The sequence below is a fragment of the Streptomyces sp. NBC_01190 genome (genome assembly GCF_045039895.1).
In the GTDB taxonomy this organism is placed as follows: Bacteria; Actinomycetota; Actinomycetes; order Streptomycetales; family Streptomycetaceae; genus Actinacidiphila.
This window is the reverse complement of the sequence record NZ_CP108580.1, coordinates 7,696,078-7,710,468: the sequence shown is the minus strand read 5'-3', so window position 1 is coordinate 7,710,468 and position 14,391 is coordinate 7,696,078. Positions and strand designations below refer to the sequence as shown.

Genomic DNA, 14,391 nt, shown 5'->3' with positions numbered 1-14,391 from the left:
AAGTCAGGGTGTGGCTACCGGAGGTGGTCCCACGAAATCCCTTGCGCCGGGAACCGGGCCGCGCGGCGGCCCGGGACGGCGGTTTACGGGTAGGTACAGGATTGGTCCGAGCGGCGTCGGTGGAGATCCTCGACGGCGACCGGCGGGCCGGGCAGTTCCGAGGGGTGGAGCGGGGCGCAATCGATCTCGGAAGCGGTCCGCAGGCCGTCGAGGAACATCTGGAGGTGCCGGTGGCCGGCCGCGTCGGCGTCGACGCACTCGATGCCCGGCAGTGGCCGGGCCAGATGGGCCAGCGCCACCACGAGATCCCCCAAGGTGACGTCGGCGCGCAGCTGTCCGGCCCGCCGCGCGCCTTCCATCAGGTCCTCGACGGTGTCCTCAAGGCGCTGACGCGCCGCGACGACGTCCGGCGCGTGCTTGTCGACCCCGCCGACGAACATCCCGCACAGCACGCCGATCCGCTCGTCCACCGCCGCGTGCGCGAAGCGGCGCAGCGCGCTGAACGGATCGGCCTCCTGGGCGGCGGCCGACTCGGCGTGTTCCGTGGTGCGGACGATGACGGAGATGAGGACATCGTGGATCAGCGCGCGCCGGTCGGCGAAGTGCCGGTAAAGGGTGGCATTGCCAATACCGGCCCGCCGGGCGATCTCGTCGAGCGGGGCCTCGGGGCCGAACTCGACGAAAATCTCCCGGGCCGCCGTCACGATGCGGTCCCGGTTGCGCAGGGCGTCCGCTCGCATACCGGGAACGCGGCGCACTCGTGTGTCGGCAACGGTGGTCACGACGGACACTCCTTCCATCAGCCGGGAATTCGTCGGTGATCGCATCCGCGCCGGGGAGGCTCCCCGGCTTTCGGTTACGTGGGTGCAAACGGGGATGCCCTCCCCGGATATTTCGGCTCACCGATGTGACCTGCGCCATATCACCCGGTCGGCGGGAAATTCACCGCCAGGTCAGTGGGGGCGGCGGGTCAGTGGGGCGGCGGGGGCGGCCCGTCGGTCTCGGCCGGCATGGGCCGCGCGGCCGCCCCGCGCAGTTCGAGCCGGGTCTCCTCCGCGTCCAGTGTCTCCTGGACCCGGCGCAGCACGGAGTCGTCGATCCGGTGGGTGTTCCGCAGCTCGACCAGGGCCTGCCGTTTCACCGCGATCAGGGCCCGGCGCAGTTCCAGCTCGGTGTGCTGGGCGGACTCGTCGGCCGTCCGCAGCGTGTCGGCCGTCTGCCCCAGCTCGTCGGCGAGCCGGTCCACCACCTCGGAGGAGGCTCCGATACCGGCCGCCAGCCGCGGCAGCTCGTCGAGGGCGACCTCCACCACCCTGCGCCGGGCCAGGATCTCCTCGTCGTCCGCCGCGGGGTCGGCCGGCAGCCGGGCCCAGCGGACCACGGCGGGAAGTGTCTGCCCCTGGAAGACGAGCGTCACCACGATGACCATCGCGGTGATGAAGACGATCGCGTCGCGGCCCCTGAGGGGTGATCCGTCGGCGCCGAGCCTCGGCACGGCGAGCACCGCCGCCAGCGAGACGGCGCCGCGTACCCCGGCCCAGCCGAGCGGCAGCCGCTGTCTTGCGCCGACCCGGCGGGCCCGCTGCTGCGGACGCCGGTCGACGGCGCGGATCAGGTACGGGGTGATGTTGAGATACGCCAGCCGGGTGGCGATCACCGTGCCGCTGATCGCGGCCGCCGATGCCACCGCCCGGCCGGGTCCGAGCGAGTGCAGGCCGGAGACGGCCTCGGGGAGCTGGATCCCGACCAGCACGAAGAGGGCGCGGTTGAGCAGGAAGGAGGTGACGTCCCAGAACGAGAACACCTGGAGGCGGCTGCTCGCCCGGATCAGCAGCGGACTCGCCCAGCTCATGATGAGCCCGCACACCACCACGGCCAGCACCCCGGAGACGCCCGCCTCCTCGGCCGGCAGATACGCGGCGAAGGGGGTGAGCACGCTCAGCCCGCTCTCGATTCCGGTGTCCTCGATCCGGCGCCGGACGAGGATCACCAGCAGGGCGACACCCGCGCCGATCGCCAGCCCGCCGGCGTAGCTCAGGGCGAACCGCCCGATGGTCTCGCCCCAGCCGAAGGAGTGGCGGCCCACCGCGATCCCGACGGCCACCGAGAAGACGACCAGCGCCGTACCGTCGTTGACCAGGCTCTCCGCCCGGACGGTGGTGAGCATCCGGCGGGGCATGCCGCGCGCCACGCCCGCCACCGCGGTGGCGTCGGTCGGGGCGAGGACGGCGCCGAGCACGAAGGCCATGGTGAGGGAGAGGCCGAGGCCGTGCGCGGTCTCGGCCACCGTCACCACGGTGATGATGACCAGCCCCACCGACAGCAGGACGATCACCCGGAGGTTGGCCCGGATCTGCTGGACGGAGATCGTCAGTGTCTCGGCGTAGAGCAGCGGCGGCAGAAAGATCAGCAGCACCAGGTCGGGCGGCACGTGCAGATCGCGGAAGTGCGGGATCAGACCGATCAGCACCCCGCCGGCCAGCAGGAGCACCGGCTCGGTGAGGTGCAGTCGCCTGGCCGCCCAGGACAGGACGAGGACGGCGGTCAGCAGGACGACGACGATCTCCAGCCCGATCACCGCGCCGCTCCCCCGTCCAGCGACAAGTGGGGCCGGTGGGGCACGTAGCGCAGGTGGCGCACCGGCCGTTACCCTTCCGGCGCCGCCACGCCCTGGTTCACGGGGTGACGACCATACGGAACCGGGCGGCTCCCGACTTCATCCGCTCGTAAGCGTCGTTGACGCCTTCCAGCGGGACCGTCTCGGTCATCGGGCGGACGCCGGCCAGTGCGCTGAAGCGCATGGTGCGCTCCACCTCGCTCGCCGTGCCCGAGGGGTGGCCGGCGAGGCTCTTGGAGGGCTGGACGAGCTGGTTGGGGGTGACGCCGGTCGACTCGGGCGACAGACCGACCAGGACGAGTTGGCCGTTGGGCGCCAGGCCCGCCACGCCGCCCGTGATGGCCTTGACGCTGCTCGCGGTGCTCAGCACCACCCGGGCGCCGCCGAGCGCCTGTAGCGCCTGCGCGGTGTCGGCCGCGGAGTTGTCCAGGTAGTGGTGGGCGCCGAGCCGCAGCGCGGTCTCCCGCTTGTCGGCGCCGCGGGCGACCGCCACCGTCTCGAAGCCCGACTTGGCCGCGTACTGGACGCCGAGGTGTCCAAGGCCGCCGATCCCGATCACCGCGACCAGGTCACCGGCCCGGGCCTCGCTGCGGCGCAGGCCCTCGAAGACGGTGACACCGGCGCAGCCGAGCGGCGCGGCGTCGACCGCGCTCAACTCCTCGGGGATACGGCACAGGGCGTTGGCCGGCGCGACCATGTGGGTGGCGAGGCCGCCCTCGTAGCTCACGCCCGGCACCTGGAGGTGGAGGCAGTGGATGAAGTCGCCGTCCCGGCAGTGGCGGCAGTAACCGCAGTGGCCCCCGAACCAGCCGACCGCGACCCGCTCGCCGGCCTCCCAGTGCTCCACGCCCTCGCCGAGGGCGTCGATCCGTCCGGCCACCTCGTGTCCGATGACCAGCGGAAACCTCAGCCCCGGCACCAGGTTGCTGACGAACAGGTCGTCGGTGTGACAGAGGCCGACCGCCTCGACGGCGACGCGTACGTGGCCCGGGCCCGGTTGCGGCAGTTCGCGTTCGACGATTGCAAAAGGGCCGCCCGGCTCGGAAAGCTGGGCCGATCGCATGGACGTCGCGGACGTCATGGAAGTCGTGGAAGTCATGGAAGTCACCGAATCATCCGATACACCTCGAAAACCGGACAGGCTGCACGGCATTAGATCACGCCTCATCCGCTGATCATCCCTTCGCGCGGCGCGTCACGGCTGGATTTGCTCCGGCGAAAGGGCGAGGATCGGCATCATGACCGATGCGGCAGTGAACTACCCGTCATTGATCGTGCCGGTCGGGCATGTCGAACCGGCGCCCCGGCGGGTCCGGGGTTTCATCGAGGGCCTGCCGGTGTTCGACACACAGCGGGCGCTCTATGTGTGGGAATGGCCCGCCTATCCCCAGTACTGCGTTCCGGTGGACGACCTCGCGGCCGGTGTCACGCTGGCGGACGAGGACAGGGCCGGCCATCTGGGTCCGGGTCCGGCGCGCCGCCACGCCCTGCGGCGCGGCTCGCTCACCCGGCCGGGAGCGGCCTGGGTCTGGGCGGACGGCGCGCCCGAGGCGCTGGCCGGCACCGCCCGCTTCACCTGGGACGCCGTCGACGAGTGGTTCGAGGAGGACGAGCGTATCTTCGTCCACCCCAGGAGCCCGTACACACATGTCGACGCGCTGCGCTCCAACCGGCCGGTGCGGATCGAGATCGAGGGCACGGTCGTGGCTGACGCCCCTTCCACGGTGATGGTCTTCGAGACGGGCCTGCCGACCCGTTACTACCTCGACCGGGTCTACGTCGACTGGACCCGGCTCGACCCCACCGACACCGTCACCGCGTGCCCCTACAAGGGAACGACCAGCGGTTACTGGTCCTTCGGCGGCGGCGATGAGCGGCATACGGACGTGGTCTGGGCGTACGACTTCCCGACCCGGCAGTTGGCCCCGATCGCGGGCCTGGTCGCGTTCTACAACGAGAAGGTCGATCTCTACCTGGACGGCGTTCTGCTGCCGCGTCCCGCGCCGGTGTCGCGCGCCGCCTGGGAGGCGAAGCACCGCACCTGACGCGGCGGGTCCGGCTTCTGGACGGGCTCGGGGACCGGAGGGTTCGAAGACCGGCAGGCCCGGGAGTGCCGGGGTTCAGGAGCCCGGCGGCATCGACTGCTCCGACCAGACCGTCTTCCCGTCGAGCGAGAAACGGGTGCCCCACCGCAGGCTCATCCGGTCGACGAGGACCAGGCCCCGGCCGCTCTCGTCCTCGGGCCCGGCGAGCCGCGGCCGGGGCGGCCGGGCCTCGGCGTCGGAGACCTCGCAGACCAGGACCTCATGGCGGATCAGGCGCAGCCGGATGGGTGCGGCGCCGTGCAGGACGGCGTTGGTGACCAGCGCGCCGACGATGAGCTCGGTGGCGGGGATCAGCTCCGTCAGGCCCCACGCCGCCAGTTGGCGGGCGGCCGTCGCCCGGGCGTCGCCGACCGCGGCGGGCTCGTCGGCGAGGTCCCAGGAGGCAACCTGATCGTCCTTCAGGAAGTGCGGACGGGCCAGCAGCAGCGTGGCGTCGTCGGCGATCGCGCTGACCGCCATGGTGCCGAACACGGCGTCGCCGAGCTCCTCGAGCGGGGCGTCGAACGGTGTGAGGGCGGCGGCGAGCCGGTCGATCCCGAAGTCGATGTCGTGCTCGCGGGTCTCGACCAGCCCGTCGGTGTAGAGGACGATCGTGGCGCCCTCGGGGAGTTCGAGCTCGGTGCACTCGAAGACGAAGAGTCCGAGGCCCAGCGGAGCGCCCGGGGGGACGTCGGGACGGATCACGCCGCGGGCCGGGTCGACGATCAGCGGCGGCGGGTGGCCGGCCCCGGCCACTTGGAGGCGTCTGGTGATGGGGTCGTAGACGGCGTAGAGACAGGTGCCCCCCAGTCCGCCGCCGAGCAGGGCGGTGGGTTCGGCGTCCCCCTCGTTGAGGCCGATGACCGTGCGGTCGAGCCGCGCCAGCAGTTCGGCGGGGGCCAGGTCCAGGTCGGCGAGGGTCCGTACCGCCGTTCTGAGCCGGCCCATCGTCGCCGCGGCGTTGATACCGTGCCCGACCACGTCGCCGACGACCAGGGCGGTCCGGGCGCCGCTCAGCTTGATGACGTCGTACCAGTCGCCGCCCACCCCGGCCAGGTCCGCGGGCAGGTAGCGGGAGAGGACCTCGAGCGTCGGGCCGCCGTCCAGGTGGCGCGGCAGCAGATTGCGCTGGAGGGCGAGGGCGGCGGCGCGCTCGCGGGCGTATCGGCGGGCGTTGTCCAGGCTCAGCGCGGCCCGGGTGACGAGCTCTTCCGCGAGCAGCCGGTCGTCCTCCTCGAAGGGCACCGGGTTCTCGCTGCGTACGAACACCGCGACGCCGAGCACTTCGCCGCGCGCCCGGACCGGTGTGATCAGCAGCGAGTGCATCCCGCTCTCCCGGATGACCCGGCCCCGGCCGGGGTCCTCGTCGATCCAGGAGCCCGGTGTGGTGTCGAGGACCGGCTGGAGGATGGACCGTCCGGTGCGCAGGACCTCGACGAAGGGTGAGGACGGCGGCACGTAGATCGCCTCCCCCCGGGACCAGAGCGACTCGGCGGCCTGGTGGATCGAGGCGGCGCCGGCCCGCCGGAAAACCGCCGTCAGGCCGGCCTGCTCGTCGAGGCGTTCCAGCGGCTCCTCGCCCAGCGGGACGGCCTCCGCCAGGTCGACGGTGACGAAGTCGGCGAGCAGCGGGACGGCGTAGTCGGCCAGTTCCTGCGCGGTCCTGAAGACGTCCAGGGTGGTGCCGATCCGGGTGCTGGCCTCGCTGAGCAGGTCAAGGCGCGCCCGCGCGCGGCGGCTCGCGGTGACGTCCGCCCGCAGCCCGATGACGCCGAGCGGGGCGCCGTCGGCGCCGTCGAGCCGGTAGAAGGAGACGGTGAAGGTGTGCTCGCGGTGCGGGCTGTCCCACGGGGTCAGCCGGTTGAACTCGTAGTCGAGGGCGGGGACACCGGTGTCGAGGACACGCCGGATCGCCGCCTCGAAGGGCGGGGTGTCGAGCACACCGGGCAGCACGTCATCGATCCGGCGCCTGATCCACTGGTCGCGGGGGATCCTGTTCTCGGTCACGGTGGCGTCGTTGACCCAGATGTAGCGGAGCCGAGGGTCCCAGACGATCACCACCAGCGGCGAACGGACCATCAGCGCCTCGGAGACCGCGGCGTTCCACGTCGCCCGGTCGACCGCGTCCTTGCCGGACGCCGACAGCAGCCAGCCCGCCGGGGCGTGACCGCTCCCGCTCCCGCCCTCGGCACGCGCGTGGGCATCGGCGCCGGCTCGGGCACCGGGATCAGCGTCGGCATCGGCGCCGGCACCGCCCGAGAGCGCGGCGGCCCGCACGTCGAGGGGGACCACCCGGCCGTCGCGGTGCCGGGCCCGCACCCGGCCGGACCAGCTTCCCCCGGCACCGAACCGAGCCAAGAAGGCGCGCACCGGGTCCGGTCCGCCGTCCCCGCCCTCGACCAGCGCCGCCACGGGCCGCCCCACCACCTCCGCGGCGGACCAGCCGAGCAGCCGCCGCGCGTCGTGCGTCCACCCCGTCACGACCCCGTCGGCGTCGAGCACCGCCACCGCCGCGGTCATCGGTTCGAAGGCTCCGGGCCCCTTGCCGAACAGCACGTCCCCGGGGTCGTTCATCGCAGCCATCGCAGCCATCCCATGGGCGTCAGTTCCCGACCTTCCCTCTCCACCGCGAAGTGGACGCGAACGACCGCGAGCCCGGCGCGACCCCGGCGGGCCGGCGAGCACGCCGCTCACCCGCGCGGAACCGCGCTTCCGGCGCGGCCCCGTCCCGGTCCGCCGACAGAGAGCAACCTCTCATGGGGGACCCGGCATCCGCTCGCCGACACGGCCCGGTGCGACTCACCGGGCGCCGGCCGGCGCGGGGCACGCCGGCCGCCCGGAGCCGGGCCGCGCCGGACGGCCGGGGAGCCGCGCCGATCAGGCGCGGTGTCGCGGCCCGCTCCGCGCGTCCCGCCCGGTTACGGTGGACGGGTGAACGGAGCACGGCGGGCGGAGACCGGACCACCGGCGCCGGACGATGAGCCCGGCGGCCCCACGGGGCCGTCCGCGCGGTCCCGGCTCAGCCCGCTGAAGCGGGTGCTGCTGGCCACCGCGGGCGGTTTTCTGCTGGTGATCGGCGCGGCGCTGCTGATCCTGCCCGGCCCCGGACTGCTGCTGGTGCTGGCCGGCCTCATCCTGCTCTCGCGGGCCGTGCCCGCGGTGGCCCGGTTCGTCGAACCGGTCCGCGGCCGGGCGATGGTGGCCGTCGAGGGGAGTGTGGCCTCGGTCTGGCGGATCGCCGGCTCCGTACTGGCCGGTCTCGCCCTCATCGTGGCCGGCGTCATCGTCGGCCTGCGGCTGCTGTCCTGGCTGCCCTTCGACGGCTGGAGCACCGGGGCGAGCCTGATCCTGTCCGGCTTCATCCTCTTCGGTCTGCTCGGCTGGAGCTACCGCCGGGTGCACGGCTCCCCTTCCGGCCGGTAACCGCGGCCGCACGGACCCGTGACTCACAGGATTTAGTTTCTGTTTCAAACATCTCTTTCCGCTCCGCCCGGGACCCGGAAAAGCGGTCGGGAGCGGATGGTTGGCCCGGATTCGCGGGGCATTGGCGCAGCCGCGATTTTCACCTCGCCGGAACACCGCGGAAACAAGAATATGGCCCCCGATTCCGGCTGCTCACACGGTACTTCCGGTGGGCTTCCGTTCGATATTCGGTGCGATCTACAGTCTGTTCGCGCCATCATTCCCCCCACGGTTCGCGACTTTCCTTCACACTGCACGAACGAGGACAGGAACGCCCGTCGATGTCAGCAGACCGATCTGCCTCCTCTGTCGCCGCCCCCGCCACTCCCCCGGCTCCCACGGCTTCCCCGGCTCGCCCCGCTCTCCCGACTCCCGCCGCCGACTGCGCACCCCCACCCCACGCCCCCGCCGTGCCCGAGCCCCGGTCCGGCCTCAGCCGTCGCGCGGTGCTCGGCGGCGCGGCCGCCGTGACCGGAGCCGCCGCGGTGACCGCCGCGAACGCGGCGGCTCCGGTCGCGGCGGCCGCCTACTCCGGGCAGACCTCCGGCCCGGGGACCGCCTCCTATGAAGCCGCCTTCCCCTCCGTCGGATCCATCAGGAAGCGGTCCCGGCTGGTCGACTACGAGGTGGTCGAACTCGCCGCGCTGATGCGCGCCCGGGTCGTCACCGCGGTGCAGGTGACCACGGCGTACCTGGACCGTATCGACCGCTTCAACGGCCCCTTCGAGACCTACGGCGACAACGGCGCCTACAACGCCTTCGTCCGGATCGACCGGGCCGGCGCGCTGGCCGAGGCCGCCGCCGCGGACGCCAGGTTCTCCCGGGCCCGCTACACCCGCGAGCCGCTTCCGCCGCTGCTCGGCGTCCCCTTCGGCATCAAGGACTCGGTCGCGGTCAAAGGCCTGGACGCGAAGGACGGCAGCCACGCCTTCGACGGCAACACCGCGCTGCGCGACGCCACGGTGGTGCACCGGCTGCGGGAGGCTGGCGCGGTCATCCTCGGGCACACCGTGTGCTCGGCGTTCTCCGGCTCGATCACCGGCACCTTCGCGGGCAACGCCTGGCACCCCGCCTACGTCCCCGGCGGTTCCAGCCAGGGCTCGGGCGTGGCGACCGTGGCACGGCTGGCGGCGGCGTGCATCGGCGAGGAGACCGGCGGCTCCATCATGATGCCGTCGGCGGCCAACGGCGCGAGCGGCATCAAACCCTCGCTCGGCACCGCCCCGATCGCCGGGCTGATGCCGCTCTCCCCCGGCTACGACGTGCTCGGTCCGATCGCCCGCTCGGTGCGCGACGCGTCCCTGATCCTCTCGGTGATCCTCGGCCCCGACCCCGCCAACGACCCGCTGACCCTCTCCGCGCCCGATCCCTTCCCCGCCATGCCGCTGGCAGCCCGCAAGGGCCGCAAGCCGCTGTCCGGCCTGACCATCGGCATCCCGCAGACCGACTGGATGCGCACCAGCGCCGGCGTCAGGACCGGCACCTCGCCGCAGGATCTCTACGACGCCGACCACCTGGCCGCTTTCGGGCGCCTGAAGCAGCAACTCACCTCGCTCGGCGCGCAGGTGAAGGAGTTCCCCGGCCTCGACGTCACCGTGCCGGCCAACGACCCCTACTTCGCCAGCGCCGACGTCCTCGCCACGGTCGACGGCTCGCCGGTCTCACCGTCCTCCGCCGTGCTGAGTCCCAACCGGTACGAGATCCGCTACTGGGACGCGGTGAAGGACTTCGCCGCGACCCGCCCGGCCGGCCAGGCCGCGGCCCTGCTGGCCCAGTACGGCCGGCTGGCCCCCGGCGAGAGCGCCGCCTCCTTCGAGTCGGCCACCCGCTTCGGCGGCGCGGTGCCCGCCTCGGTCCGGGTCGAGGGCGAGCGGCGGCGCCGCACCCTCCAGGCCAACTACCAGGCCGCGCTGGACGCGGCGGGCGTGGACTTCATGCTGGTGATGTCGCTCGGCGCCCAGATCGGCCTGCGGGCCGGCGGCGGCTTCCCGGTCTACCGTGCGTACTACCAGCTTCCCAACGCGCTGACCTGGCCCATGGTCTCCTTCCCGATCGGCTACGACAGCACGGTCGGGCTGCCGATCACCGCGCAGTTCTGGGGCCCGAGGTTCAGCGAGCCGGAGATCGTCCAGGCCGCCATCGACTACCAGGACCACTACCCGCAGTACCACAACGCGGCGCCGCCCGACCCGGTCTTCACCGCCGCGCCGAAGGTCGCGCCGCGCGTGCTGACGGTGGAGCCGGCCACCCCGCCGGAGCTCTCCAACGACCCGCTGGTCGCCGAGGAGGCGCTGCGATGAGCTTCCTCACCGTCGGCTGGGGTCCGGTGATCAACGCGGGTCTGCCGCCGCGGCATCCCGGCGAGGGCGACACGCCGATCGCCACCGTGGGCTGGCTGCCCAAGCTCGGCACCGCCTTCTACCCCTATCCGCACGACGACCCCGACGCGGAGCCCGCGGCGGCCCGCTGACCCGGCGTCCGCCACGCCGGACGGTCCGGCCGGGCGCCGCGGGACGGGCGGGCGGCGCGGGACGGGCGGGCAACCGGGCGAGCCGGATCAATTCGAGACGACGCTGAGCGGACAGCCCCGCTTCCAGGGCCTGTTCGACGGCTCGGGGCAGGAGCCCGCCTCGGTCGCGGACTACGCCGACGTGCGCACCGTCGCCCAGCAGCCTGCCTCGCTGCGCGCGGACATCACCACCTTCCAGCAGGCCTCACCGCTCACCGTCGCCCAGGGAGCGGTGACCGCGACGGTCTGCGCCAGCAAGTACGGCCGTACCCTCCCCGAGCCGCTGCCCTACTGCACCAACCCGGGCAGCACCTCACCAACCAGCAGGTCCCGTACTGGACCCCCGCCAACTACGCGCCGAACGTGCCGCTCAACCCGACGACCCATCTGACCTGGACCGGCACCGACGGTTCCGTCGCCGTCACGGTCCCGCGGGGCCGCGATGACGTGTCGCGCTACGCCGAGCTGACGGTGGACATGTCGCCCGACGAGAGTGTGGCCACCGGCACCGACCGGAGGCTGGGCGTGACCGACGCCACCGGCCACACCAGGAGCGATCTGGTCGCGCACCTCAACCCCTGGGGTGTGACCCGGATGCCGGCCAGCGCCTCGACCAACCTCGGCAAGATCGTGCTCCAGCAGGTCCATGTGCCCACCTCGGCGCTGAAGAAGGCGGGCCTGGACCTGCGCCGCCTCACCCGGGTCACCTTCACACCCGCGGTCGGGGCGGAGGCAAGGCGACCGGCGGCGCCTATCTCTCCGACCTGTCCTTCGACAGCAGGGGCATCGGCGCCGCCTCCGTCCACCCGCGACGCACCGTCAACGTGGCGGCGGCCACGGCGGAGGAGGGCGCGGCGCCCGGCACGGACACCGTCGCCGTCTACCTCTCCCGGCCGAGCGCCACCCCGGTCACCGCCTATCTGACCGTCATCGGCTCCACCACCGGCAAGGTCGGCGTCGCCATGCGGCAGGTCGCCTTCTCCCCCGGCGTCCCCCGGCGCCACTGCCGGACGGTCCCGGTCCCGGTCACCGGCGACACTCTCGCCGGCACCGGGCCCACCACCGCCTACAAGATCGCCGTCTCCGACGCGGCGGGCGCGGTCCTCGGCGGCCACGACTTCGCCGCCGTCACCGTCCGCGAGGACGACGGGCTCACCGGGACGGCGACCCCCGTGCCGCCGGTCGGCGCCCAAGGCGACGCGTGCGCCGAGTTCCGCGCCCTCTCCCACCCGGGCCGGGCGACGGTGTCCGACTCAACCCCGGCTCCCGGCGGGACGGTCTCCGTGCGGGCGACCGGCTATCGCGACGGGGAGAGCGTCTCCCTCACCCTGGGACCGGCGACCCTGGCCACCGGGCTCGCCGACGCCCGCGGCGCCGTACGCCTCACCGCCACCCTGCCGGCGGACCAGCCGTACGGCACCGCGCTCCTCACCGCGCTGGCGCCGGCTCGGGCCACTCGACCACGGCGACGGTCCACGTCGCCCGGCCGTACGGGGGTTGGCGGCACTGACATCCGTGCCCCGTACCGGGGGGTGAGCCGGCGGCTCACCCGAAGCGCCGGTCAGTAGGACGGACCCGTACGACAGACCCCGCGTGCGACACCTCCGGGTGCCGCGCGCGGGGTCGCCTGTGTTCCACCACGTCGGACCGGACCGGCGCTCGCCGCTGCCGACGGGCGCCGCCGTCCGGCGGCCTCAGGCCGGGACGGTGAGGCGTACGCCGAGGATCGGGATGTCCACGTCGCCGCGGGCGTCGGTGTGCCAGCGCCAGTGCGCGCCGTTCGCCTCGCCGCACACCAGGCCGGTCCAGCCGGCGCCGCCCGGCCCGCAGAGCGCGGCGAGTTCGGCCGCCTCGCGCTCGGTCGGCGGGCCGGCCATGACCACCAGGCCCCTGACGGGGCGGCGGGAGGCGGCGCCCAGGATGGTGCCGCGCGCGGCGGCGGCGCGCCGGGAGACCCCGCGCTCCGCGACCCGGCCCACCGGTGTCAGGCCCGGCGGCAGCGGGATGGGCGGGGCGCCGTCGGAACCCTGGAGCACGGTCACCGGGGTGTTCGGCCGGTTGCGGGCCGTTTCCGCGAGCAGATTGCGGATCACGTCGCTCGCCACCCTCCGGTCGCCGGTCACGCTGAGCACACCGTCGAGCCGGCTGAGGTCGACGAAGACGGGCGCGCCGTCCGTGTCGACACCGGCCCGGACCAGACACGCGGCGGGATCAGCGGCGACGCCGTTCCACCGGCCGTCCGCCGGGCCGCCCGCGCGCCGCCAGCGCGTGTCGTCGACGTAACTCCAGGGCTGGTCCATGGTGTCGTTGGCGGTGAGCCAGACGGTCATGCCCTCGGGGTCGACGCGCAGCGCGTGCACCGGCTTGTCCGGCCGGTTCCCGGCGGGGGCGAACTCGCCCAGCGTGCCGTAGGCGCGGCGTACGGACTCGGCGTCGGTCGCGAACCGCCGGCCCACCGAGCGACGGGCCTCCAGGGTGCGCCTGCGCGCGGCCGGTTCGCCGAGTTTCGCGACGACCCGGCCGACTCCGCCGAGCCACCTGCGCACCCGCTGCCGGGCCACGATGGCCGCCGTCACCAGGGCCAGCACAATGGCGCCGATCAGTGCGAGCGCGGCCGGCAGCGGAATCGACAGGATCGTCGTCTTGGTGGTGGTCGTGGTGGTGCCGGGGGAACCGGTGGCCCCACCCGAACCGGCCGCCGTACCGCCGGACGTGGCGCCGGTGCTCCCGCTCGCGCCGCCCTGGCCGTTCTGGCCGTTCTGGCCGCCCCCGCCGCCGGAGGTGTCCTTGGCGAGTCGCACGTCGGGGCCCGACGCGTCGGACGGCAGCCGCAGGATCCAGCCCGGGTGCAACGGGGCCGAGGGATCGGTGAGCGCGCTCCCGTCCGGCTGGGCCCGGCCCTTGTTGAGGTCGAAGATCTCGTCGGCCCGGGACTGGTCGCCCAGGGTGCTCGCGGCGACGGACGGCAGGCCGGCGAGCGCCCCGCCGGTCCGCGCCGGGTCCTGGACCACGAACACCTTGACCAGCGCGCCGCTGTCGTCGGCCCGGGCCGGCGCGCTCACCGCGGCCGCGGCGACCAGGGCGAGCAACAGCACCGCGACCGCCCGCAGCAGCCCGCGTCCCGCGCCTCCCGCCCGGTGTGCCGTGACGGATATCGGCGGGCTGACCGCCGTGGCGACGACGCCGTTGCTCATCTTCTCCCCAGGTGCTCCGGACACTTCTTCACCACGTACACGGGACCGCGGCGGAAAGAGTTCGAAAAATCGACTGAACGGTTCGTGAGGTGCCGTCCGTGTAGGAGGCGAACACGCGGACCATCCCCCGCGGGGTGGACGGCTCAACAGAGCGATCCCACCGTCACGATCATCAGCAAGGAGCACCACCATGCCCGACTACAAGGTCAACTCCGATGAGACCGCCTCCACTTCGCAGGCCCTGCTCAACGACTTCTCGCAGCTTCAGGACAAGCTCTCCGAGGTGAAGAGCAAGATCTCCAGCCTGCTCTCCAACGGCTACAGCACCCCGGCCGCCCAGCAGAAGTTCTCGCCGTTCTTCGACGAGTTCGCCAAGGGCTTCGACCAGGTCAACCAGGGCCTCCAGGGCATCGGCCAGTACGTGAAGTCGGTCGGTGACGCGTTCTCGCAGACCGACGACCAGCTCGGCGCCAACCTCGGCTGACCCCAACCCGCCGTCCCCGCCCCCTAGCAGGAGAGAGACGA

Annotated in this window: 13 protein-coding genes; 8 read left to right on the top strand and 5 right to left on the bottom strand. The window is 73.2% G+C overall.

Translation table 11 applies throughout. The features are described from left to right. Window positions 1-83 precede the first annotated feature (83 nt). The 3 genes from OG519_RS32305 to OG519_RS32295 all read right to left on the bottom strand — a co-directional run bounded on the left by OG519_RS32305 (window position 84) and on the right by OG519_RS32295 (window position 3,716). Window positions 84-800, bottom strand: coding sequence for a TetR/AcrR family transcriptional regulator (locus tag OG519_RS32305; RefSeq protein ID WP_405591575.1), 717 nt, complete (start codon window positions 798-800; stop codon window positions 84-86). 170 nt (window positions 801-970) lie between these two features. Next, window positions 971-2,578 (bottom strand): Na+/H+ antiporter, encoded by a 1,608-nt coding sequence (locus OG519_RS32300; protein WP_405591572.1) that lies wholly within the window; start codon window positions 2,576-2,578, stop codon window positions 971-973. Window positions 2,579-2,675: 97 nt separating this feature from the next. Next, window positions 2,676-3,716: an alcohol dehydrogenase catalytic domain-containing protein gene (locus tag OG519_RS32295; protein ID WP_405591570.1), complete on the bottom strand. Its 1,041-nt coding sequence runs from the start codon at window positions 3,714-3,716 to the stop codon at window positions 2,676-2,678. A 139-nt stretch (window positions 3,717-3,855) separates the two neighbouring features. Between OG519_RS32295 and OG519_RS32290 the strand changes: the two genes are divergently transcribed. Further along, window positions 3,856-4,662, top strand: coding sequence for a DUF427 domain-containing protein (locus OG519_RS32290; protein ID WP_405591567.1), 807 nt, complete (start codon window positions 3,856-3,858; stop codon window positions 4,660-4,662). A gap of 75 nt (window positions 4,663-4,737) precedes the next feature. Here OG519_RS32290 and OG519_RS32285 read toward each other — a convergent pair whose 3' ends face one another. Continuing rightward, window positions 4,738-7,275 carry a SpoIIE family protein phosphatase gene (locus tag OG519_RS32285; protein ID WP_405591564.1) on the bottom strand — a complete coding sequence of 846 codons (2,538 nt, stop codon included), beginning with the start codon at window positions 7,273-7,275 and terminating at the stop codon, window positions 4,738-4,740. Window positions 7,276-7,632: 357 nt separating this feature from the next. Between OG519_RS32285 and OG519_RS32280 the strand changes: the two genes are divergently transcribed. From OG519_RS32280 to OG519_RS32255, 6 genes are all read left to right on the top strand, one after another. After that, the gene (locus tag OG519_RS32280) at window positions 7,633-8,124 is read left to right on the top strand and encodes a PGPGW domain-containing protein (protein ID WP_405591561.1); all 492 of its coding nucleotides are present in this window, start codon (window positions 7,633-7,635) and stop codon (window positions 8,122-8,124) included. 449 nt (window positions 8,125-8,573) lie between these two features. After that, complete coding sequence (locus OG519_RS32275; protein ID WP_405591558.1) at window positions 8,574-10,463, top strand: amidase; 1,890 nt, start codon at window positions 8,574-8,576, stop codon at window positions 10,461-10,463. After that, entirely contained in the window at window positions 10,460-10,633 is a 174-nt protein-coding gene (locus tag OG519_RS32270; RefSeq protein ID WP_405591556.1) for a hypothetical protein, read from the top strand. The genes OG519_RS32275 and OG519_RS32270 overlap by 4 nt, the downstream gene beginning before the upstream one ends. A 181-nt stretch (window positions 10,634-10,814) precedes the next feature. After that, window positions 10,815-11,063: a hypothetical protein gene (locus OG519_RS32265; protein WP_405591554.1), complete on the top strand. Its 249-nt coding sequence runs from the start codon at window positions 10,815-10,817 to the stop codon at window positions 11,061-11,063. Beyond that, the gene (locus tag OG519_RS32260) at window positions 11,036-11,596 is read left to right on the top strand and encodes a hypothetical protein (RefSeq protein WP_405591551.1); all 561 of its coding nucleotides are present in this window, start codon (window positions 11,036-11,038) and stop codon (window positions 11,594-11,596) included. The genes OG519_RS32265 and OG519_RS32260 overlap by 28 nt, the downstream gene beginning before the upstream one ends. After that, window positions 11,497-12,240: a hypothetical protein gene (locus OG519_RS32255; protein ID WP_405591548.1), complete on the top strand. Its 744-nt coding sequence runs from the start codon at window positions 11,497-11,499 to the stop codon at window positions 12,238-12,240. The genes OG519_RS32260 and OG519_RS32255 overlap by 100 nt, the downstream gene beginning before the upstream one ends. A 126-nt stretch (window positions 12,241-12,366) precedes the next feature. Here the strand turns inward: OG519_RS32255 and OG519_RS32250 are convergent, their stop codons facing one another. Further along, on the bottom strand, window positions 12,367-13,890 hold the full coding sequence (locus OG519_RS32250; RefSeq protein ID WP_405591546.1) for a hypothetical protein: 1,524 nt from the start codon (window positions 13,888-13,890) through the stop codon (window positions 12,367-12,369). Window positions 13,891-14,056: 166 nt separating this feature from the next. Between OG519_RS32250 and OG519_RS32245 the strand changes: the two genes are divergently transcribed. Continuing rightward, window positions 14,057-14,350, top strand: a complete 294-nt coding sequence (locus tag OG519_RS32245) for a WXG100 family type VII secretion target (protein WP_386428068.1) — start codon at window positions 14,057-14,059, stop codon at window positions 14,348-14,350. The last annotated feature ends 41 nt before the right edge of the window (window positions 14,351-14,391 follow it).